This is a genomic window from Bacteroidota bacterium, from assembly GCA_016194975.1.
Taxonomy (GTDB): Bacteria; Bacteroidota; Bacteroidia; order Palsa-965; family Palsa-965.
Map to the genome: position 1 here is coordinate 76,919 of JACQAM010000016.1, position 18,133 is coordinate 95,051.

Annotated in this window: 19 protein-coding genes; 4 read left to right on the forward strand and 15 right to left on the reverse strand. The window is 43.9% G+C overall.

Translation table 11 applies throughout. The features are described from left to right. Positions 1-61 precede the first annotated feature (61 nt). On the reverse strand, positions 62-856 hold the full coding sequence (locus HY064_10480; GenBank protein ID MBI3511078.1) for a hypothetical protein: 795 nt from the start codon (positions 854-856) through the stop codon (positions 62-64). A 415-nt stretch (positions 857-1,271) separates the two neighbouring features. Here HY064_10480 and HY064_10485 point away from each other — a divergent pair, with 415 nt between their 5' ends. Then, positions 1,272-2,438 (forward strand): ATP-binding protein, encoded by a 1,167-nt coding sequence (locus HY064_10485; protein ID MBI3511079.1) that lies wholly within the window; start codon positions 1,272-1,274, stop codon positions 2,436-2,438. A 191-nt stretch (positions 2,439-2,629) separates the two neighbouring features. Here HY064_10485 and atpG read toward each other — a convergent pair whose 3' ends face one another. The 14 genes from atpG to HY064_10555 all read right to left on the reverse strand — a co-directional run bounded on the left by atpG (position 2,630) and on the right by HY064_10555 (position 15,124). After that, the gene (gene atpG / locus HY064_10490) at positions 2,630-3,505 is read right to left on the reverse strand and encodes an ATP synthase F1 subunit gamma (GenBank protein ID MBI3511080.1); all 876 of its coding nucleotides are present in this window, start codon (positions 3,503-3,505) and stop codon (positions 2,630-2,632) included. 68 nt (positions 3,506-3,573) lie between these two features. Continuing rightward, positions 3,574-5,154 carry a F0F1 ATP synthase subunit alpha gene (locus HY064_10495; protein ID MBI3511081.1) on the reverse strand — a complete coding sequence of 527 codons (1,581 nt, stop codon included), beginning with the start codon at positions 5,152-5,154 and terminating at the stop codon, positions 3,574-3,576. A 78-nt stretch (positions 5,155-5,232) separates the two neighbouring features. Then, the gene (atpH, locus tag HY064_10500) at positions 5,233-5,787 is read right to left on the reverse strand and encodes an ATP synthase F1 subunit delta (protein MBI3511082.1); all 555 of its coding nucleotides are present in this window, start codon (positions 5,785-5,787) and stop codon (positions 5,233-5,235) included. Between the two features lie 8 nt (positions 5,788-5,795). Further along, entirely contained in the window at positions 5,796-6,290 is a 495-nt protein-coding gene (locus tag HY064_10505; GenBank protein ID MBI3511083.1) for a F0F1 ATP synthase subunit B, read from the reverse strand. Positions 6,291-6,381: 91 nt separating this feature from the next. After that, positions 6,382-6,642, reverse strand: coding sequence for an ATP synthase F0 subunit C (gene atpE, locus HY064_10510; GenBank protein ID MBI3511084.1), 261 nt, complete (start codon positions 6,640-6,642; stop codon positions 6,382-6,384). A gap of 27 nt (positions 6,643-6,669) precedes the next feature. Beyond that, complete coding sequence (gene atpB / locus HY064_10515; GenBank protein MBI3511085.1) at positions 6,670-7,845, reverse strand: F0F1 ATP synthase subunit A; 1,176 nt, start codon at positions 7,843-7,845, stop codon at positions 6,670-6,672. 184 nt (positions 7,846-8,029) lie between these two features. Further along, on the reverse strand, positions 8,030-8,689 hold the full coding sequence (locus HY064_10520; GenBank protein ID MBI3511086.1) for a hypothetical protein: 660 nt from the start codon (positions 8,687-8,689) through the stop codon (positions 8,030-8,032). A 214-nt stretch (positions 8,690-8,903) separates the two neighbouring features. Further along, positions 8,904-9,275 carry a hypothetical protein gene (locus HY064_10525; GenBank protein MBI3511087.1) on the reverse strand — a complete coding sequence of 124 codons (372 nt, stop codon included), beginning with the start codon at positions 9,273-9,275 and terminating at the stop codon, positions 8,904-8,906. A 139-nt stretch (positions 9,276-9,414) separates the two neighbouring features. Continuing rightward, on the reverse strand, positions 9,415-10,110 hold the full coding sequence (locus tag HY064_10530) for a hypothetical protein (GenBank protein MBI3511088.1): 696 nt from the start codon (positions 10,108-10,110) through the stop codon (positions 9,415-9,417). 89 nt (positions 10,111-10,199) lie between these two features. Further along, complete coding sequence (locus tag HY064_10535; protein MBI3511089.1) at positions 10,200-10,868, reverse strand: hypothetical protein; 669 nt, start codon at positions 10,866-10,868, stop codon at positions 10,200-10,202. Between the two features lie 10 nt (positions 10,869-10,878). Continuing rightward, on the reverse strand, positions 10,879-11,643 hold the full coding sequence (locus tag HY064_10540; protein MBI3511090.1) for a hypothetical protein: 765 nt from the start codon (positions 11,641-11,643) through the stop codon (positions 10,879-10,881). A 99-nt stretch (positions 11,644-11,742) separates the two neighbouring features. Then, positions 11,743-11,907 (reverse strand): AtpZ/AtpI family protein, encoded by a 165-nt coding sequence (locus HY064_10545; GenBank protein ID MBI3511091.1) that lies wholly within the window; start codon positions 11,905-11,907, stop codon positions 11,743-11,745. A 22-nt stretch (positions 11,908-11,929) separates the two neighbouring features. After that, positions 11,930-12,328: a polymer-forming cytoskeletal protein gene (locus tag HY064_10550; protein MBI3511092.1), complete on the reverse strand. Its 399-nt coding sequence runs from the start codon at positions 12,326-12,328 to the stop codon at positions 11,930-11,932. A 135-nt stretch (positions 12,329-12,463) separates the two neighbouring features. Further along, positions 12,464-15,124, reverse strand: coding sequence for a tetratricopeptide repeat protein (locus HY064_10555; protein ID MBI3511093.1), 2,661 nt, complete (start codon positions 15,122-15,124; stop codon positions 12,464-12,466). A 215-nt stretch (positions 15,125-15,339) separates the two neighbouring features. Here HY064_10555 and HY064_10560 point away from each other — a divergent pair, with 215 nt between their 5' ends. From HY064_10560 to HY064_10570, 3 genes are read left to right on the forward strand one after another with little or no spacing between them, the layout of a single operon-like run. Continuing rightward, on the forward strand, positions 15,340-16,209 hold the full coding sequence (locus tag HY064_10560) for a M23 family metallopeptidase (GenBank protein ID MBI3511094.1): 870 nt from the start codon (positions 15,340-15,342) through the stop codon (positions 16,207-16,209). Continuing rightward, positions 16,206-16,823, forward strand: a complete 618-nt coding sequence (locus HY064_10565) for an OmpA family protein (protein MBI3511095.1) — start codon at positions 16,206-16,208, stop codon at positions 16,821-16,823. The genes HY064_10560 and HY064_10565 overlap by 4 nt, the downstream gene beginning before the upstream one ends. Before the next feature lie 26 nt (positions 16,824-16,849). Next, positions 16,850-18,034, forward strand: a complete 1,185-nt coding sequence (locus HY064_10570; GenBank protein ID MBI3511096.1) for a 1-deoxy-D-xylulose-5-phosphate reductoisomerase — start codon at positions 16,850-16,852, stop codon at positions 18,032-18,034. Positions 18,035-18,133: the final 99 nt, after the last annotated feature.

Genomic DNA, 18,133 nt, shown 5'->3' on the forward strand with positions numbered 1-18,133 from the left:
AAGCCGAAAGAGAGTAGGGGGAATGAGATAAAATTTTCTCATTTTATTCTTTCAGAAATGTTCAATTCTTCAAATAAGCTTCCTCATGCGAGTTTACATTCATTTTCTGAATTGTTCTCGTTCCCCAGTTCTGTAGCACAGTAATCGCATTTACCTTAACAGTTACTTCTATTGGATCCGTAATGTTATCGTTATACAATCCAAGATATACTTTCCCTTGTAGTGGTTTTTTCATTTGCGATGCATCGTTAATTACATCTCCTTGTTTGTATTGGTAATAGGTTTGTCCCGCCATAAAGGCCTGAACATTTGGCCAATCAGTAATGAAATCATACTTCACATTATCTGCACCTCCAACCTGTTTGAAATAATTCATTCCGTAAAGCGCTAAAGCGGCCATTGCACCGCCAGGAATTTTCATAGCAACTCCGGCGGCAGAACTTAGAAATTGGCTCGATGCTCTGTCAAATTCTTTTTGACCTTCCGTTCCAACACCAATGTAATAACTCCATGAAATTGTATTAGCAGGAAGATCAAAATCCACAACTGTTCTGTTGGGGTTTCCATTCAGTGCGTTTTGAGAAGAGACTTTAGCTAATTGATCAATGATTAAACTAGACGAAGTATCAGAACTTACGAGATACTTTTCCTGAACAGGTGTATACGTCGTATCATAAATCGTCTTCCAATAAACACTCGTATTGAAATCCTTCGTCTGATCTGATGCTGGAATTCTCTGAATTTTGAATTTGCAAACTCTTCCTGCAACAGCAGAATTCGAAAATCTGAATTTGTAAATTCCTGTTCGCGTTACGTTGATAATTTTGTTGTCAATTTTTGTTGTTTTGTAATCCATGAATTTCGACGATGAAGGCATTTCGAGTATTTCTACTTCTTTTAATTCTTTGCCATTTACTTCTTCGAATGAAAAAATGATTTGGTCTCCTTCTGCGAAACCATAATAAAGAACTTCTTCGCTTAACCCGCCAACTTTAAGTGTTGATTCGTTAACGTCAATAGGAGCAAGGTCAAATTTTATGAATGAACAAAGAAAGAAAACGAAGATTGAGAAAAGATGAATTTTTTTCATGGGACTGAATTTTAGAATTGCAATTTACATTTTTCCCCAATATGCAGTCGTTTGTAAACGAATAACTCCATAAACCCTAAAAATTCTACCCTATTCAATAGTCGGTAGGAATACCGACAAATCACATCAATTAATGTGAAATCTTGCAATTCATTTGCAAATTTTCACATACCTTTGTGGTATGATCGACCGCCACGCCATACTGCAGCTGGAGAAACTGGGGAAGCATTTTCCTGTGCTCGCCATTACCGGCCCAAGGCAGATCGGGAAAACTACACTCGCAAAACAATATTCCCGCAACCTGAAAAAGCAATTCATCTATCTCGACCTGGAATCATCGAGAGATTTTGAGCGGCTTTCCGTGGCGCCCCAGCTTTTCCTGGAAGAACTGGCGGACAAACTCGTCATTATTGACGAAGTACAAAGATTGAAAAATATTTTTCCTTTGCTCCGGCATTTGGTAGATGTGAAAAGAAAACCACAACGATTTCTGCTGCTTGGTTCCGCCTCTCCTGATATGATCCGCGACAGTTCTGAAACACTTGCCGGAAGAATAGCATTTCTTGAACTCGGCGGCCTAAGTATAAAAGAAGCAGGAGAAAAAATAAAACGATTATGGTTCCGCGGAGGATTTCCGATTCCGTTTCTTACCGGTGATAATGAAATACGCAGAACGTGGTTTGAAAATTTTCTTTTCACGTACGTGCAGCGCGATCTTCCTGCGCTCGGTTCGCCCGCCTCTCCATTGGTCATGCAACGACTGATTCAAATGCTCGCGCACCTGAACGGGCAACTGCTTAACCTGAGTACGATCAGCCGCGCACTCGGGCTGAGTGTGAATACGGTGAAGACCTATCTGGATTTTCTCGAGCATGGATATCTCGTGCGACGAATTCAGCCCTGGCATTCCAACTTCGGAAAGCGCATTGTAAAAACGCCGAAAATTTATATCCGGGATTCCGGATTGCTGCATCATTTGCTCAATGTAAATTCAGAAGGCGATGTATTTTCTCATCCCGCGGTAGGATTCTCATTCGAATCATTTGCCGTCGAGCAGATCGCAAACGCAACAGGAAAGAGAGCGGAACTTTTTTTCTACAAAGAACATGTAGGCGGAGAAGTGGACCTGGTCATTGCGCGCGGAATTCATATTCTTGCGTCGGTTGAATTTAAATTATCATCCGGAGCTTCATTGACAAAGCAGGGAAATAAAACCTTCCAGGCGATCAGGGCAAAAAAACAATTCATTGTAACCTTCGACCGGAACTCGGGCTACAACGCCGGAAAAATAAAAATCTGTTCGCTTGATGATTTCGTAAATAGGGAATTGCCGGCGCTTCTGAAATAGTATTTTTACCCTTGCGCGAAGTTCAGATAAAATGTGAAAATTTGCAATTCATTTGCAAGATTTCACAGAGCATGGAATACGAAAAGTTTACTAAAAGTTATGAAAGCCCAACCCGCAGGATTGCTTCACTTTGTTCGCAATGACCATCGCGCATTTCGTAACTTTTAGTAAACTTTTCGTATTTCGCAGCCCTATCCCGCCAGCGCTTCCGCCCCACCCACAATTTCCAGAATCTCATTGGTAATCGAAGCCTGCCTCGCTTTGTTGTAGGAAATTTTCAAAGCTTTCAGAAGATCTTGCGCGTTGTCGGTCGCCTTGTGCATAGCGGTCATGCGCGCGCCGTGTTCGGAGGCGAATGAATCGAGAATCGCTTTGTACAATTGTGTTTTCAGCGAACGCGGAATAAGATCAAGTACGATCTCTGAACGATTGGGTTCGAAAATATAATCGGTTTTATTTCCTTTTGCTCCTTTCGGCGGAACAACCGGCAGGAACTGTTCGCATTGCGTGAGTTGCACAGCCGCATTCTTGAACTGGTTGTACACGAGTACAACCCGGTCGAAATCTCCGGATGCGAATGCTTTCATGATCGCTTCGGCAACGGGAGCCGTTTTGGCAAAGGACACGCCGTCGAACAATGCATTCGGATTTTCAATATTGCCCAGTGCTGCTGTGTAATTTGTTTTTTTGAAAACATCATTCCCTTTTTTCCCGATGCAGAGGTAATGAATTTTTGCACCGGCATATTCCTCGCGAATAGCGCGCATTGTTCTTTTCGACACACTTGAATTGAATCCGCCGCACAACCCGCGGTTGGAAGTGATGACCACGAAGAGCACATTTTTCACTTCACGCGTTTTTGCATAAGCGCCGCCTTCACTGCTGTCGAGACTTCCGCTGAGATTAGAAAGTATCTCACTCATCTTGTTCGCATACGGGCGCATCTGGATGATCGCGTCCTGGGCGCGGCGCAGTTTCGCAGCCGACACCATCTTCATAGCAGAAGTGATCTGCTGTGTGGAGGACACCGAGGTGATGCGATTGCGGACTTCTTTTAAGCTTGCCATTTCTGAAAAATTTCAAAAAACAAAAAACAAATCACAAATGCGAAAATGTTATTTTGATTCTTGTTATTTTATTTTTTGTACTTCGCGGAAATTTCTTTAGCTGCTGCATCTAATGCTGCGGTGATCTTGTCATCGAATTTTCCTGCTTTGAGGTCATTCATTACATCGGCATGTGTTGCTTTCATGTACGCGAGAAAATCAACTTCAAATTCCTTCACTTTATTCACCGGCACATTGCGCAGCAATCCTTTTGTTCCGCAGTAAATGATCGCGATCTGTTCTTCCACGCGGAACGGAGAGAATTGCCCCTGCTTGAGAATTTCCACGTTGCGCGATCCTTTGTCGAGAACGCCTTTTGTAGCCGCATCAAGATCGGAGCCGAATTTTGCAAATGCTTCCAGTTCGCGGTACTGTGCCTGGTCGAGCTTCAATGTTCCCGCAACTTTTTTCATGGACTTGATCTGCGCATTTCCTCCCACACGTGAAACTGAAATTCCTACGTTGATTGCAGGACGCACACCGGCGTTGAAAAGATTGGATTCAAGAAATATCTGTCCGTCGGTAATGGAGATCACATTCGTAGGAATGTAAGCAGAAACGTCTCCTGCCTGTGTTTCAATGATGGGAAGTGCAGTGAGTGATCCGCCGCCTTTTACCATGGAGCGAATCGACTCAGGAAGATCATTCATATTCTTCGCCACATCATCATTGCCATTCACTTTTGCTGCGCGCTCGAGCAAACGTGAGTGCAGATAAAAAACATCACCGGGATAAGCTTCACGCCCCGGAGGACGACGAAGAAGGAGGGAAACTTCACGATACGCTACAGCTTGTTTTGAAAGATCATCATAGATGATCAGTGCAGGACGGCCGGTGTCGCGGAAAAATTCTCCAATGGCAGCGCCCGACATCGGTGCGTAGAATTGCAACGGTGCAGGATCGGCGGCAGGAGCAGCAACAACAACTGTGTAAGGCATAGCACCGTTTTCTTCAAGCACACGAACAATATTTGCAACGGTAGAACCTTTTTGCCCGATGGCAACATAAATACAGAAAACAGGTTTTCCTGCTTCGTAAAATTCTTTTTGATTGATGATCGTGTCAATGCACACTGCAGTTTTTCCGGTTTGGCGATCGCCGATCACCAACTCACGTTGTCCGCGTCCAATGGGAATCATTGCATCAATCGCTTTTATTCCTGTTTGCAGGGGCTCATTCACCGGCTGACGGAAAATTACACCGGGCGCTTTTCTTTCGATCGGCATTTCATACGTCTGTCCTTTGATCGGGCCTTTTCCATCAATGGGATTTCCAAGTGTATCCACTACACGTCCAAGCATTCCTTCGCCCACATTGATCGAAGCAATTTTTCCGGTGCGCTTTACAGTATCACCTTCTTTGATATCGGTTGAATTTCCGAGCAACACGGCACCAACATTATCTTCTTCGAGATTGAGTGCAATTCCTCTCAACCCATTTTCAAATTCGATCAGCTCGCCTGAACCTACATTCGAAAGGCCGTAGATGCGCGCAATGCCATCACCCACTTGAAGAACAGTTCCTACTTCTTCGAGTTCTTTCGCCGATTTGAATCCTGCGAGTTGCTGCCTGAGGATCGCGGAAACTTCCGCTGGTTTTACTTCTGCCATTTTATTTTATTATTGAAAGTTCTGTACTTTATTTTATGTTCTGACTTACCGGGGTTGACCCTTATTGGATTCGTAGAATTAATTCGGTCTTACGTATGGATTTTCATTGAAGGATCTTTCCAGTTCTTTTATCTGGCGGATGATACTTGCATCGACTTGTTTGTCGCCGACACGAAGCACAAATCCGCCAATGAGATTTTTATTTACTTTTTCCACCAGTTGAATTTCTGTTTGCGAAGTTTCTTTTACGATCTCCATCACTTTTTCGCGGAGGCGTTCGTCGAGGCCAGAAGCGGTGGTGATCACTGCGGTGAGAATATTTTTATGTTTTTTGTATTGGGCAATGAAAGATTCCGCAACACTTTCCAGTTCTGCTTCGCGGCGTTTTCTCGTTACGATGTCAATGAAAGAAGAAGTGATCACGCCGATCTTACCACCGAATATCGCTTTGAGAATTTCCTGTTTCTTGTCTGTTTTGATAACGGGGCTGTGCATTAAAACAGAAAGTTCATGGCTTTGATGAATAGTAGAATGCACCAGTTGCATGTCTTCATACACTTGTTCCAACTGACCTTTGTCGAGTGAAAGATCGAGTAATGATTTTGCGTAACGTTGAGAAACTCTTGTTTCCATCGGAGAGATCAGTTGAGCTTAACGTCTTTGAGCAGATTTTTGATCAGCTCTTTTTGTTTGGTATCATCTGCGAGTTCACTTTTGAGAATTTTTTCAGCAATGTCAATGGAAAGTTGCGCCACCTGGTTTTTCAATTCGGTGATGGCCGCCATTTTTTCATTCTGAATGGTTTCGCGTGCCGAGGCGAGCATTTTATCTCCTTCTTCTTTCGCTTTATTTTTTGCTTCGCCCACGATGCTGTCTTTCATTTCTCGTGCTTCTTTCATCATGTGATCGCGTTCCGCACGTGCCTGAGCGAGGATCTGTTCGTTCTCCGATTTCAGATTTGCCATTTCTGCTTTTGCATTCTCTGCCGACTTCAAGGCATTGTCAATGGAATCTTCCCGCTCTTTAATGGATTTCAGGATCGGTTTCCACGCATATTTTTTCAGCAGAACAAGAACGATCATGAACGTGATGAGCATCCATATCGCTAAACCGGTATCGGGCATTACTAATCCCATGGCGAATTATTTTTTGTTTTATTTTTTTCTTTTTTAAAACCGCTCTCTTCTGCCAACCGCAAAAGAGAGCGGTGAATTTTTTCCCGCGATCTTATTTGAAGATTACGAGCAGACCAACCACCATTGCGAAGAAGGCGGTACCTTCAACGAGAGCGGCAGTAAGGATCATGTTGGCACGAAGATCACCGAGCATTTCGGGTTGACGCGCCATTGCTTCGAGCGCGCCCGCACCGATACGTCCGATACCGATACCGGCACCAACAGCAGCAAGGCCTGCGCCAACAGCAGCAAGGCCGTAGCCGATGCCGATGCTTTCAATGGGAGCTGCTTCTAAAAGGATCATTGGATTCATAATTGTGATTTTATTTAGGTTAAAAGATTACGTGGTTACTGTTGCGTGTTCTTGTTGTGCATGTTCTTCTTCGTGATGATGTTCTTCCACTGCTGAGCCGAAATACATTGCAGCGAGCAAAGTGAAAACATACGCTTGTAAAAACGCAACAAGCAATTCGAGGAACATCATGAACACACAAAAAGCGATAGAGACAACCGCCACGCCAAATCCGGCGCCGAGCGATTCTCCGCCTTTTGCGAAAATGAAAATGAGCGAGTAGAATGAAAGTGCGATGATGTGGCCGGCAGTAATGTTTGCAAACAATCGGATCATCAATACGAATGGTTTGAGAAAGATGCCGAGAATTTCAATGGGAGTGAGAATGACAAGAACACCAATGGGAACGCCGGGCATTGCAAAAACGTGGCGCCAGTAAGTGGATTTTGCAGAAAAAGTGGTGATCATGAAAACAATGACCGCAAGCACCATCGTGATCGCAATGTTGCCGGTGAAATTTGCTCCTCCCGGAAAAACAGGGATGAGCCCGAGCATATTTGCAAGCCAGATAAAAAAGAAAACGGTAATCAAAAATGGAAGATAGCGCTCGTATTTTTTTCCGATGCTCGTTTTGGCAATATCGTCGCGGATGAAAATGATGAATGGTTCAACGAGCGATTGCATTCCGCGAGGGCCTTTGCCGGGATTGTTTTTGTATTTACGCGCAACGCCGGTGAAAATGAGCATCAGCAGGAGCACCACGACCAGCAATGTCACTACGTTTTTGGTAATGGAAATATCGAAAACTGTTTTCGAAGCATTCTCATTTTCCATCATCGCCAATGGATCCCACACTTTTATTTTTCCGTCTTTGAGAATGTACGTGTAATACCTGCCTTTGTATGGCTGTAGTTCATTTGTTTCGGAATTCCTGAAATTTCCGGAAGAGAAAAATTCCCACCCCTTGTCTGTTTTAATGATCACGGGAAGAGGAATGAAAATCTTCCCGTAAATGTGCCATTCATGCGCATCACCAATATGCTCCATGATCATTTCACTCGGTTTGAAACCGCCTTCATCTGCCGCAACATCGTTCGTGGTTTTTTGTGCGCGAACCGTGTCGGCGGCAGCTACTGCATCAGGATCGAACGCATAGGAAAATGCAGGAAAAAAAAGGGCACTGGCTGAAAAAATGATCCGGGCAATTCGGGCAGACAAACGCATTGATTCGCAGAATTATTTCAAAGGAGAATTTTCACTTTCAAAATTCGGCGCAAAAATAGGTATTTGTTCCATTAATGATCATGATTCCTGTCAATTATTTTGAGGGAAGAAATGAACTTGTTTTTCACTACTTATCAGCAATGAAAATCAGGATTGTTCCGAAACGAAGTTCAGTGACGACGGATCACTTTCCGAAGCCGATGAAAAAGGAACTATTCACGCCGCTCATGTCAAGCGCCGGGAAAACATCGGAAGTAGATCCGCTTTTTTTCCAGGCAGAATTGAAGAATCCATCGTACTGGTAACCGGCCCTTGCACCAATGTAAAAATGATCGCCGAGGCGCACATGCAACTGCAAGCGCAATACCGGATCGAAATAAGGATCGAGGAAAGTGGAAACATTTCCCTTTTGATTTTCGGTCACTTTAAATCGCCCGAAGCACCACGCGATTCCACCGGTGAACACCGCATTGTCTGATTTCAGAAAATTGAATCCCACAATGTCAAGCAGAACATGATAGCCGTTCAATTTAAAACTTACACTGTCGTTGGAAATGGTTTGTGGCAATAAATACTGGAAAGAAAGCAAAGTCACAGCAGCGTGATTCAGTTTTTCACTCTTTGCCGTAGCGCCGCGATCAATTCCAATTCCCAGCGGATTCGAAAATCCTCCGAGTTTGTAGGTGCCCGACGGTACAGAATTCAGTGTGGCAAGATTCGGTAAATAAATTCCGGTACTGATCGCCGTGTAGCTATGCGTATCGGACAATTGCGCAAAAGATATTTTGCAGGAGAATACCATCACGATCATCGCGATGAACAGGGAGAATTTTTTAGATTTCATAAGAATTGGAGTTGTTGAACAAACCTAAAAAATAAAATTGATTTAATGAATAGAGTTTATTCCGAATAAGATACTAAATGCGAAACAGGAAATTTTTTGGCATTCAAATGAATCAGACTGAGCATCGGGAATGCCTTGCAAATGCTCAGTTTTTAATAATGGAGCGCTTGCAATCATTTTTATACAACTCTTAATCGATATAAACTCTAATGGATCAGTTTTTTTTCCGGAGTTGTTTGTAAAAAGTGATGACTTCAAAAACAGTGAAAAGAATGTACAGTACAAGAAAATGAAAAAGGAACAAAACAGCTTTATCACGACGTGTAAAAGTGAAAATAAGAATAGCAATGAGAAACAGCATCAGCCGCAGCGTAGTTGCACCCATGAAGCGCCGAACAAAAACGCCCGGTTTACCTTTTTCACCCGCGCTGATGTATAGGTGGGCGAACACGTACACAAGCGTGAGGAAAATAAGCAAAGCCCAGCTCATCCATCCGGCATCATATCGCGGAAAAAATTTATTCCACGAAAAAAGTGCAACAGAAAGAACAACAAGAAAAATAAAATAACGGAGCAAGTGTTTCATCGGCACGAAGGTATTTACGATTTACAATTTATGATTTACAATTTTGGAGTTCTTCCGAAGAGATTGTTTCCGGCAGATAACGTGGTGTCAAATAGTCGTTCTCAAAAACGGTAAATTGTAAATCTTACATCGCACATTCTCACTGGTAATGCACATGTCCCCAGCCGACGAAGAATTCAATACTGGTTCCGGTATTTTTCACTCCCGGCAATGCAAACGCAGGACCCGATTTCAGGTTCCAGGAATCTTTTGTCACGTCATAGCGGTAACATCCGCGTGCGCCAAGGCAAATAGGACCAAACACGAAACGCATTTCCGCACGACCCAGTGGCGCAATGAAAAAATTCCGCTGCAACGTTCCATTTCCATTCACAGCGCTTATCATTTTTAATGTTCCCCAATCTATTCCCGGCGCAAGAACGAGCGCAACAATACTTCCGGGAATAATATCCTTCCCAAAAAAACTCGACATGAAATTCCATCCTTTCAGATCGAAGGTGAGCGAATCTTTCTGCACTTTACCAATGGAAACTTTCGAAGGCATCATCAGGTCGAATGCAAATGAACCATCAAATTCTCCTCCACGCGTCAAATCACAAGGCCCTGCATAGGTTAAACCATAACCACGAAGCCCCGAATAAAAAAGATCCTGGTCATTTCCTTTCCATGCGGTAAGCTGATTATTCATCGCGCGCAGATCGGGATGAAACTGTCCGCCGGAAGGAGCGACAGCCCATTGTTCCGAGATCCAGTGAAAATTATTGCCGTCTTTCTTTTTCTGGGAGAACAAAAAAGCAGGCGCAAGAATGAACAGGAATAAAAATATTTTTTTCATAAGCGGAGGTATAAAAATATTTCATGCTAAAGATAGCTTCTAAAATGAATTACGAAAAAAACGTCGGAAGAGTTTTCTCCCTTCGTAATTCAAACTGTTTTTCCCCATCCGAGAAAAACCTGGAATCCAAAACCTGAAATGCGGGTGTGCGACAGAGCAATGTCATCTCTCCAGCGCGGACTCGTTATGTCGTAACGATACACGGCGCGTATGCCGAATGCAATGGGATGGAAAACAATTCTGAATTCCGTTCGCGCAAGAGGGGCAACGAAAGGATTAGAAGAATTGAAATTTCTTCCGTTGATGGTTTGTGTGAATTTAATTATGCCCCAGTCAACACCGGGAGCAAGTTCGAGAGCGAGATGAGCATTGCCGGGCAGAAAATCGTGAGCGTACCAGCTTGTAATAATATGCAATCCTCCAAGTTTGAACTGGAGCGAATCATTCTGTGTTATTTTTTGCGGGATAAAAATTTCTGCGCCTAAGGATCCTTTCCATTCACCGCTGCGCCCGCCCACAGGCACAACCATGTTTGCGCCCGCGCCGTAAAGAAAAGGGGCGAATGATTTATTGCCGGAACGAAGTACGTAGGTGTTGAGCGAATTGAAATTCTGCGGATAATATCCGGCCGAAGCCATAATACACCTCTGGTCAGCCGTTCCATCCTGCAGCCATCCTTTTTTTGAATGCAGATTTTTTTTTCCTTCAGCATGAAATGAAAAACAAAGAAGGATCAGGCAAAGAAAAAAGTGTTTCATTTTTTTTAAATCAGTTGAAAGAAATTCCGACATAAGCCTGATAATACAATCCGCGATTCAGATAACCGGGAAGAATTTCAAGATTAGGAGATCTGCGTTTCCATTTAGGATCGGTCACATCATACGCGTACACCGCGCGTCCTCCAATGGAAATACTGCCGAGATTGAAACGAAGTTCGAGCCGCAGACCCGGCGCCACAAAAGGTTCTTTGTATTTTTCTTTTCCTGTTGACGGAGTATTTTTTATCAGGTGATAACTTCCCCAGGTGATCTGCGGGCCGATAATTAGATCTACGTATTCGGTGCCGAGCAGATCGAACCCGATAATACTGGTCATCATTTGCCATCCGTGAATTTTAAATCGAAGCGAATCGTTCGTTCCTGCTGATCCGTATTGCGGAAAAATATAATTTACGCTGACCGCTGCAGTAAGCGGATCGTCGACCACGAGATCTTCATAGCCGATCATTTTATAATAATTCCGCAATATTTCTTTTTGTCCGAATTGTGCAAGATAATTATTCAGTGGAGCAGGATTGAAAGCGGAGTAACCGAATGACAAGCCGCGGGTGGAAACCGCATCATCAGAATAAGAATAGCTTTTCATCGCGCATAATTCTTTGAATGCGCCGCTGTAATAATTCATCAAATGTCCCTGATAAAAATGAGAAGTGCGTGAATGAACATTTTCTTTCGTGCACCGCGGATGAAACGGCCCGGCGGAAAGGGAATTCGCAGTAATGCAAATGAGGCACAGCGAAAAAATATTTTTCATAAATTAATAATCGGGGTGAAGTATAAAGATAAGGTGAACAACAACATTTAGATCAGGTCAAATAAGATCAGCCAGGAAAAAAATTCGCAAAACGAAAGATCACTTCTTCACAAAATCGCGGATGAAATACCACATCGCAGCGAAAACGGAGAACAGGGAAAGTGTAAGTGTGAAGAGTGGGAATTTTACAACCGGGTGATGATTATCGAGCCAGCGGCCGGCCAATGTACCCAGCGTGATGACAGCAGCCATGAAGCTGGTCATCGAAATATATTTCGCTGTGTTATTAAGCGGTTTTTTCGGCGAGCTCTGCTTCGGAGTTGTCATGCTGCAGGATCTCTTTCACTACGCCGCCCATGCTGCACGATCCGGAGAAATCAGCGCCGGGCTCAATAGCAAGTTTACCGGTAGAAATTTCTCCGTTCAGTTTTGCAGTTGATTTGAGCGCGAGAAGATCAGACACATTCACTTTGCCGCGGATGTTTCCGGAGATGTCCGCATTCTGGCAATTCACTTCGCCTTCCACGCTTCCGGAAGGCCCGATCACCAGTTTGCCTCTTGTTTTCACAGTGCCTTTCAGCGTTCCGTCAATACGGATATCGCCGGTAGAAATTATATCACCATCAATGGAAGTTCCGGCGCCAATGATATTGACCGATCCGGAATCGGGAGAATTCGAGCGCATTGGCCCTGAGTTTTTGTTGAACATGTTGGTCGCGTTTCGGTAAAGCTAAGCAATATAGGTTTTCACTCCGGGGGCTTCGTTGATAAAAAACGTAAAATGTTAATTGCGGATTGCCAGTGAAAAATCAAGGACAGATCACTTGCCGGTAAGAATATTCTTCTCGAAAAAAGCTTTGTAGGTATCGATGTTCTTGTCTTTAAAAAATACGGGGAAATTTTCAGAAGAGATCGCCATCACCTGGAACGTTCCGGGCTGCAGCATTGCGAATAATTCGGGATGGATCTTCAGCACGCCATAGTAATCCATCACCGACTTTTTCCCGCTGAATTTTTTTACGAGAATGCACTGGTGTTTATCGTCGAGCATCATGCTGGAAACAACGAGTCCTTCCGAAGTATAATTCACGCCATCGAAATCCGTGATCGCGATCTTCGTTTTATTCACATCACCTTTTCCATTTTCCACAATGATCATGAACTGGTAATCTCCATTGTCATTGATCTTGTAACCATTTCCATTCACCACGCTCGCCGTATCGGTAAGTACCACATCGGTTGAACCGCTATTCTGTTTGTGAATAGCATCAATGAGCGCCTGCACCTGCGGACGAATAGGGTCTTTCGGATAATTAGCCACGATCTTTGTGAGTGCAGTTTCCATTTGCGGAATGCCCTGCGTTTTTCCAATGCTCACAGCGCGCAGGTACGCAAATTTCGCCGCCATTTCATTCTTGTCTGTTTTTGTTCCGTAAACAGAATCGGCATAATTGCAACGAGCTATGACTTGCTGATAATCCCTGCGCAGGTAAATCGAATACGTGCTGTCGTAATAAGCGGAAATATCTTTTTTCGCGCCAAGCACATCTACTTCGTGGTCCGGATTTTTTATGAGCTCACAATATTCACTCGACGGGAAATTGTTGCAGATATAATCGCTGTGTTCTTTTGCTTTTGCGGTGTTGTTCACGGTCTGGTCCGAATAGATCCGGTAGAGCTGAAAATGCGAAGGAAGATTGTATTTGTGTTTCGGGAATCGTTTGCATAATTCTTCAAAAGCATCTTCAGATCGCGGATAATTTTTCATTTGCTCTTTGTAAATAGTTCCGAGATTGAAAAGAGCATCTGCGATTCTTTCATTGGACGCGGCCACCAGCGAATCATTCAGCGGAAGATCTTTGATGTAATAAGCGCGCGAATATTTATCGTTGACCGTTTTTTTCCCGCCCCCCTTTGTATTGGAAGAATCAGCATTCTGATTATCGGAACTTTCTTCTTCCACAATGGATTCCTTGTTCGATCTTCGCCAGTTGTCTTCCAGTTTCCGGTTTCCCCATTTGCGCGTGAATTCATTCACACCGAAAGAAATGTTCGAAGGGTTATAGAAATAAAATGAACTCGGTTGTGTGTTGGTGCTGCTCTGCCCCGCAGTGAAACCCGTTCCTCCCGCGGCGGCCAATGCATCCTGCTGCTCCTTCTTTTTCTTGTCTTCCGCTTTCTGTTTTGCAATGAGTTTATCAATGAACGGATACAATTTGAGTGTGTCATCTCCATATTTGCGCGCAACCATCTGTGTGCTGTCTTCGAAAGCAACAAGATTGATGTAATGCACCAGGTTGTTCAGCGATTTTCTTTTTTCGTCAATAGATTTGTAATCGGGATAATCTTTCGGAAGGAACTGCATAGTGCTGTCGTAATACGCCTGTGCATTGATGTAATCAGTCCGCCCGAAATAAATATCACCGAGCGCGAGGTAAGAAAGTGATTTCTGTTTGTTATTACCCACGCTTGAAGCAACAGAAAGTTTGTAGTAACTCACGGCGCCCGCTTCATTCTTCGATCCCATTTCTAATTGCGCAAGCGTGTAATAGATCTGGTCCTGAAATTCCGTGTTCTTCGAATCGGAAAGCATTTTCTGCAATTCTTTCTTCGACTCATTTCTTGTTTTCGGATCAGATGCACTCAGCCGTGCGCGCGAAAGTTTTGCATTGAAAAGCATATCGTACCTCGGGTGCATGCCGATCACTTTGTCGTACATGTCGAATGCTTCTTTTTGCTTTCCTGTTTTTTCATACAACTGCGCAAGCACGTACATGTAACGCACGCGGGGTTTTTTACTCTTTGTGATCTTGATCGCCTCTTCGAGATTTTTTATCGCTGCATTGTAATTCCCCTTCTGGATGTAGAGATAAGCATAGGTGGCTTTGATGTCGGGCAAAAGACGTTCGGGGCAACCCTTGTCATTGGCAATCACATCGAGCATCCCTTCTGCTTCGGTGAGGCCGCTCATTTCAATTTCTGTTCTCGCTTTCCACATGATCGCGTCATAACGGATCGGGAATTTGGAATATTTCTGAATGAGATAATCGAAGATCTCAATAGCGGAAATGTATTCTCCCTTGTAATAACGCGCCCGGCCGATGATCAGGTAATTGTCATCGATCCATTTTACTGCACCGGGAATCTCGTCGCCGCCCTTGGTGGTGATCGCGTGATGTTCAATAACGCTGCTCGATTTCTTGATCGCTTTTTCCAATGGAGCATAGCATCCTTTCGTCTCCGGTGTATTGGGCAAACGATAAACCGGAAGTATCTGCGAATAATCGTCGATGTATGATTTGTCGAGCTGATCGAGCGCATCTTTCATGTTTTCCTTCGCGTAGAAATATCCATTGTACCGCGAGGTCATGTTGTGATACGCACGGTGCATGAATTTATTCTTCGTGGTGGAACAGGCCCCGAGCAGGAACAGCACGAATCCGATGACGGGAAAAAGAGAATATGAGAGGCGAAACTTCACAGAATAAAAATCCGGCAAAATGCAACGCCGGAAGCGCAAAAATAGTGTATTACTTCTACAAAGACGGATAAATTACCAATGGTTGCTTCTGCTCAGTTGCCGGGTTTCAGTTCTCAGTCACCAGTATAGAAGTGTTTCCAAATACTGACAACTGCCGCTGACAACTGCTACTGACCACTGTGCTCTCTTTTCCCGATATTTGACGTTCCCAGAAAATGACCGAACACAAAGCGAAAAATAAACTCATTCACCGTTTGCGGAACCGGTATCGCCTCGTAGTAATGAACGACGATACTTTCGAAGAACGTTTTTCCTGGCGACAAACTCCGCTCGGGTTTCTCATTGCTATTATTTCGCTTACGATCTTCATGATCGCGCTCGTGGTCGTGCTCATTGCGTTCACGCCCATACGCGAGTACATTCCCGGGTACGCCGACGAAACGTCGCAGCAGAAATTACTCGATCTTCATTTCAAAACCGACTCGATCGAAAAAATTCTTACTGATCAGCAGAAATACACAGATAATATTCTCACGATCCTGAAAGGAAAAGATTCGGCAGAGCATCCGGTGAATCCGCGCGACACGACAAAAAAATATACGAATCTCAATTTCAAACCTTCGAAGGAAGACACCGCGCTGCGCAATGATGTGGAAAGCATGGATCAGTATTCACTCACTGCGAATTTCGATCGAAAAGGCGGGATCGGCGACTTTTTCTTTTTCGTTCCGCTCCAGGGAACAGTCACGAATATTTTCAATGCAGCAGAAGAACATTTCGGTGTGGACATTGCTGCTACTGATGATAACGAGCCCGTTCGCAGCACGCTCGACGGAACTGTTATCTCTGCCGGATGGACGATCGATAATGGTTACGTGATAGAAATTCAGCATGCGAATAATATTATTTCTATTTACAAACACAATGCAGCGCTGCTCAAAAAAACCGGCGATTATGTGAAAGCGGGAGATCCCATTGCTATTGTTGGAAGTTCGGGCGAACAAATGATCGGGCCACATCTTCATTTTGAATTGTGGTACAATGGAACGCCGGTCGATCCGCAGGATTATATTTTAATTCAATGATTCAAAATTCAAAATTCAAAATTCAACGATTCGTTGTGGGAGCGGCGGTGATGTGTTTTGTGCTGATGAATTCTTTCGTGAAATTTCAAAGCACGAATATCCGGCATTACAAAACTTTTGCTGACACTGTTTTCGATACGAATGATATTGTGCGTACGCCGAAAATAATTTTCAATTTTGACAAGGCAACGATCTGGCAGGACAGCACTCACCACGGAATGGATTCTTTACGATTGGTATTCGCTTTTATCCAGGATCATCCATCATTTGTGATAGAAGTCGGAACACATACTGATCACGTTTGTACAGATTGTTCGACACGATTAACATACAATCGCGCCATTTCAATTACCGATTCCCTTATCAAAATGGGAATTGAAAGAGAAAGAATTGTTGCGAAGAGTTATGGAGATGTAAGGCCGGTAATTCTTGAGAATGACTTAACTCTTCCTTCGGGGAAGATCGTTCAGAAAGGAACGGTGCTTTTTGAATCAAGAATAGATAAGATCGACACGAATAGAAGGGGAGCAGATAATCAGTACATGAGAATGCTTGACCGAAGAACAGAATTGAAAATTCTCAGAACAGATTTTATGCCAGCACAACAGAAATAAGCCACGGATTACACAGATAAAAATTAATGCCAAGCAACACAACAAACACAAGCAACCAAGCAACCAAAAAACTCGCGATACTTGGAAGTACCGGCTCTATTGGCACCCAGTCTTTGGAAGTTATTGCTTCTCACCCGGAAAAATTTTCGGTAGAAGTTCTTGCTGCTGGAAATAATTGTGATCTGTTAATTCAACAAGCGAAAAAATTCAAACCGAATGTTGTCGTCATCAATGATCTTTCTCATTTGCAGAAAGTGAAAGACGCGTTGCTCGATGATGGAATAAAAGTTTACGGAGGAGAAGAAGCGCTGGCCGATGTGGTTCAAATGGAAACGATCGACATGGTGCTCGCTGCCATTGTTGGTTACGCGGGATTGCGTTCCACACTTGCTGCCGTGAATGCAGGAAAACAAATTGCGCTGGCGAATAAAGAAACGTTGGTTGTAGCAGGAGATCTCGTGACAAAAGCGGCGCGTGAAAAAGGAGTGAATCTTTATCCTGTCGACTCTGAGCACTCTGCAATTTTCCAATGTCTCGCCGGAGAATTTGAAAATCCTATCGAGAAAATTTACCTCACTGCATCGGGCGGGCCTTTCCGCGGAAAGAAAAAAAATGAATTAGAGAATGTGACGAAGAAAGATGCGCTCAAACATCCGAACTGGGAAATGGGCGCAAAAGTCACGATCGATTCGGCGACGCTCATGAACAAAGGGCTCGAAGTAATAGAAGCAAAATGGCTCTTCGGACTGAAACCGGAACAGATCGATGTGATCGTTCACCCGCAAAGTATCATTCATTCGCTCGTGCAATTCCGCGATGGTTGTATTAAAGCACAACTCGGGCTGCCCGACATGAAACTGCCGATCCAGTACGCGTTCGGTTACCCGGAAAGACTGAGTTCAGAATTTCCGCGATTCGATTTTGCGAAATATCCCGCGTTGAATTTTGAAAAGCCAGACGTGGAAACATTCGCGTGCCTGGGCATAGCGTACGACGCGCTGCGTGCGGGAGGCAACCGTGCGTGCGTCATGAATGCCGCAAATGAAGTGGCGGTGAAGGCATTTCTCGAAGAGAAAATAAAATTCCTTCAGATCGCGGAGATCATCGAAAAAACAATTTCAAAAGTTTCATTCGTGAAAAATCCGACACTGGAAGATTATGTGAAGAGTGATGAGGAGGCAAGGCAGTTGTCGGTTGTCAGTTGCCGGTGATCACATTTTACATTGCAGATGCAATTCTCATAGTTTCATTGGTAAATGGCCAAAATTAATACCGTAAAAAGCAAATTGAAATTGCGAATTACGGGATTA

Coding starts and splice junctions, on each gene's coding strand:
- HY064_10530 (MBI3511088.1), bottom strand. CDS start 10,110: ATGAAAAAAATATTTTTATTCCTGTTCATTCTTGCGCCTGCTTTTTTG.
- atpH (MBI3511082.1), bottom strand. CDS start 5,787: ATGGAAACAAGAGTTTCTCAACGTTACGCAAAATCATTACTCGATCTT.
- HY064_10540 (MBI3511090.1), bottom strand. CDS start 11,643: ATGAAAAATATTTTTTCGCTGTGCCTCATTTGCATTACTGCGAATTCC.
- HY064_10535 (MBI3511089.1), bottom strand. CDS start 10,868: ATGAAACACTTTTTTCTTTGCCTGATCCTTCTTTGTTTTTCATTTCAT.
- HY064_10565 (MBI3511095.1), top strand. CDS start 16,206: ATGATTCAAAATTCAAAATTCAAAATTCAACGATTCGTTGTGGGAGCG.
- HY064_10520 (MBI3511086.1), bottom strand. CDS start 8,689: ATGAAATCTAAAAAATTCTCCCTGTTCATCGCGATGATCGTGATGGTA.
- atpE (MBI3511084.1), bottom strand. CDS start 6,642: ATGAATCCAATGATCCTTTTAGAAGCAGCTCCCATTGAAAGCATCGGC.
- HY064_10525 (MBI3511087.1), bottom strand. CDS start 9,275: ATGAAACACTTGCTCCGTTATTTTATTTTTCTTGTTGTTCTTTCTGTT.
- HY064_10495 (MBI3511081.1), bottom strand. CDS start 5,154: ATGGCAGAAGTAAAACCAGCGGAAGTTTCCGCGATCCTCAGGCAGCAA.
- HY064_10505 (MBI3511083.1), bottom strand. CDS start 6,290: ATGGGATTAGTAATGCCCGATACCGGTTTAGCGATATGGATGCTCATC.
- HY064_10550 (MBI3511092.1), bottom strand. CDS start 12,328: ATGCGCTCGAATTCTCCCGATTCCGGATCGGTCAATATCATTGGCGCC.
- HY064_10560 (MBI3511094.1), top strand. CDS start 15,340: ATGACCGAACACAAAGCGAAAAATAAACTCATTCACCGTTTGCGGAAC.
- HY064_10480 (MBI3511078.1), bottom strand. CDS start 856: ATGGATTACAAAACAACAAAAATTGACAACAAAATTATCAACGTAACG.
- HY064_10545 (MBI3511091.1), bottom strand. CDS start 11,907: ATGACCAGCTTCATGGCTGCTGTCATCACGCTGGGTACATTGGCCGGC.
- HY064_10570 (MBI3511096.1), top strand. CDS start 16,850: ATGCCAAGCAACACAACAAACACAAGCAACCAAGCAACCAAAAAACTC.
- atpB (MBI3511085.1), bottom strand. CDS start 7,845: ATGCGTTTGTCTGCCCGAATTGCCCGGATCATTTTTTCAGCCAGTGCC.
- atpG (MBI3511080.1), bottom strand. CDS start 3,505: ATGGCAAGCTTAAAAGAAGTCCGCAATCGCATCACCTCGGTGTCCTCC.
- HY064_10485 (MBI3511079.1), top strand. CDS start 1,272: ATGATCGACCGCCACGCCATACTGCAGCTGGAGAAACTGGGGAAGCAT.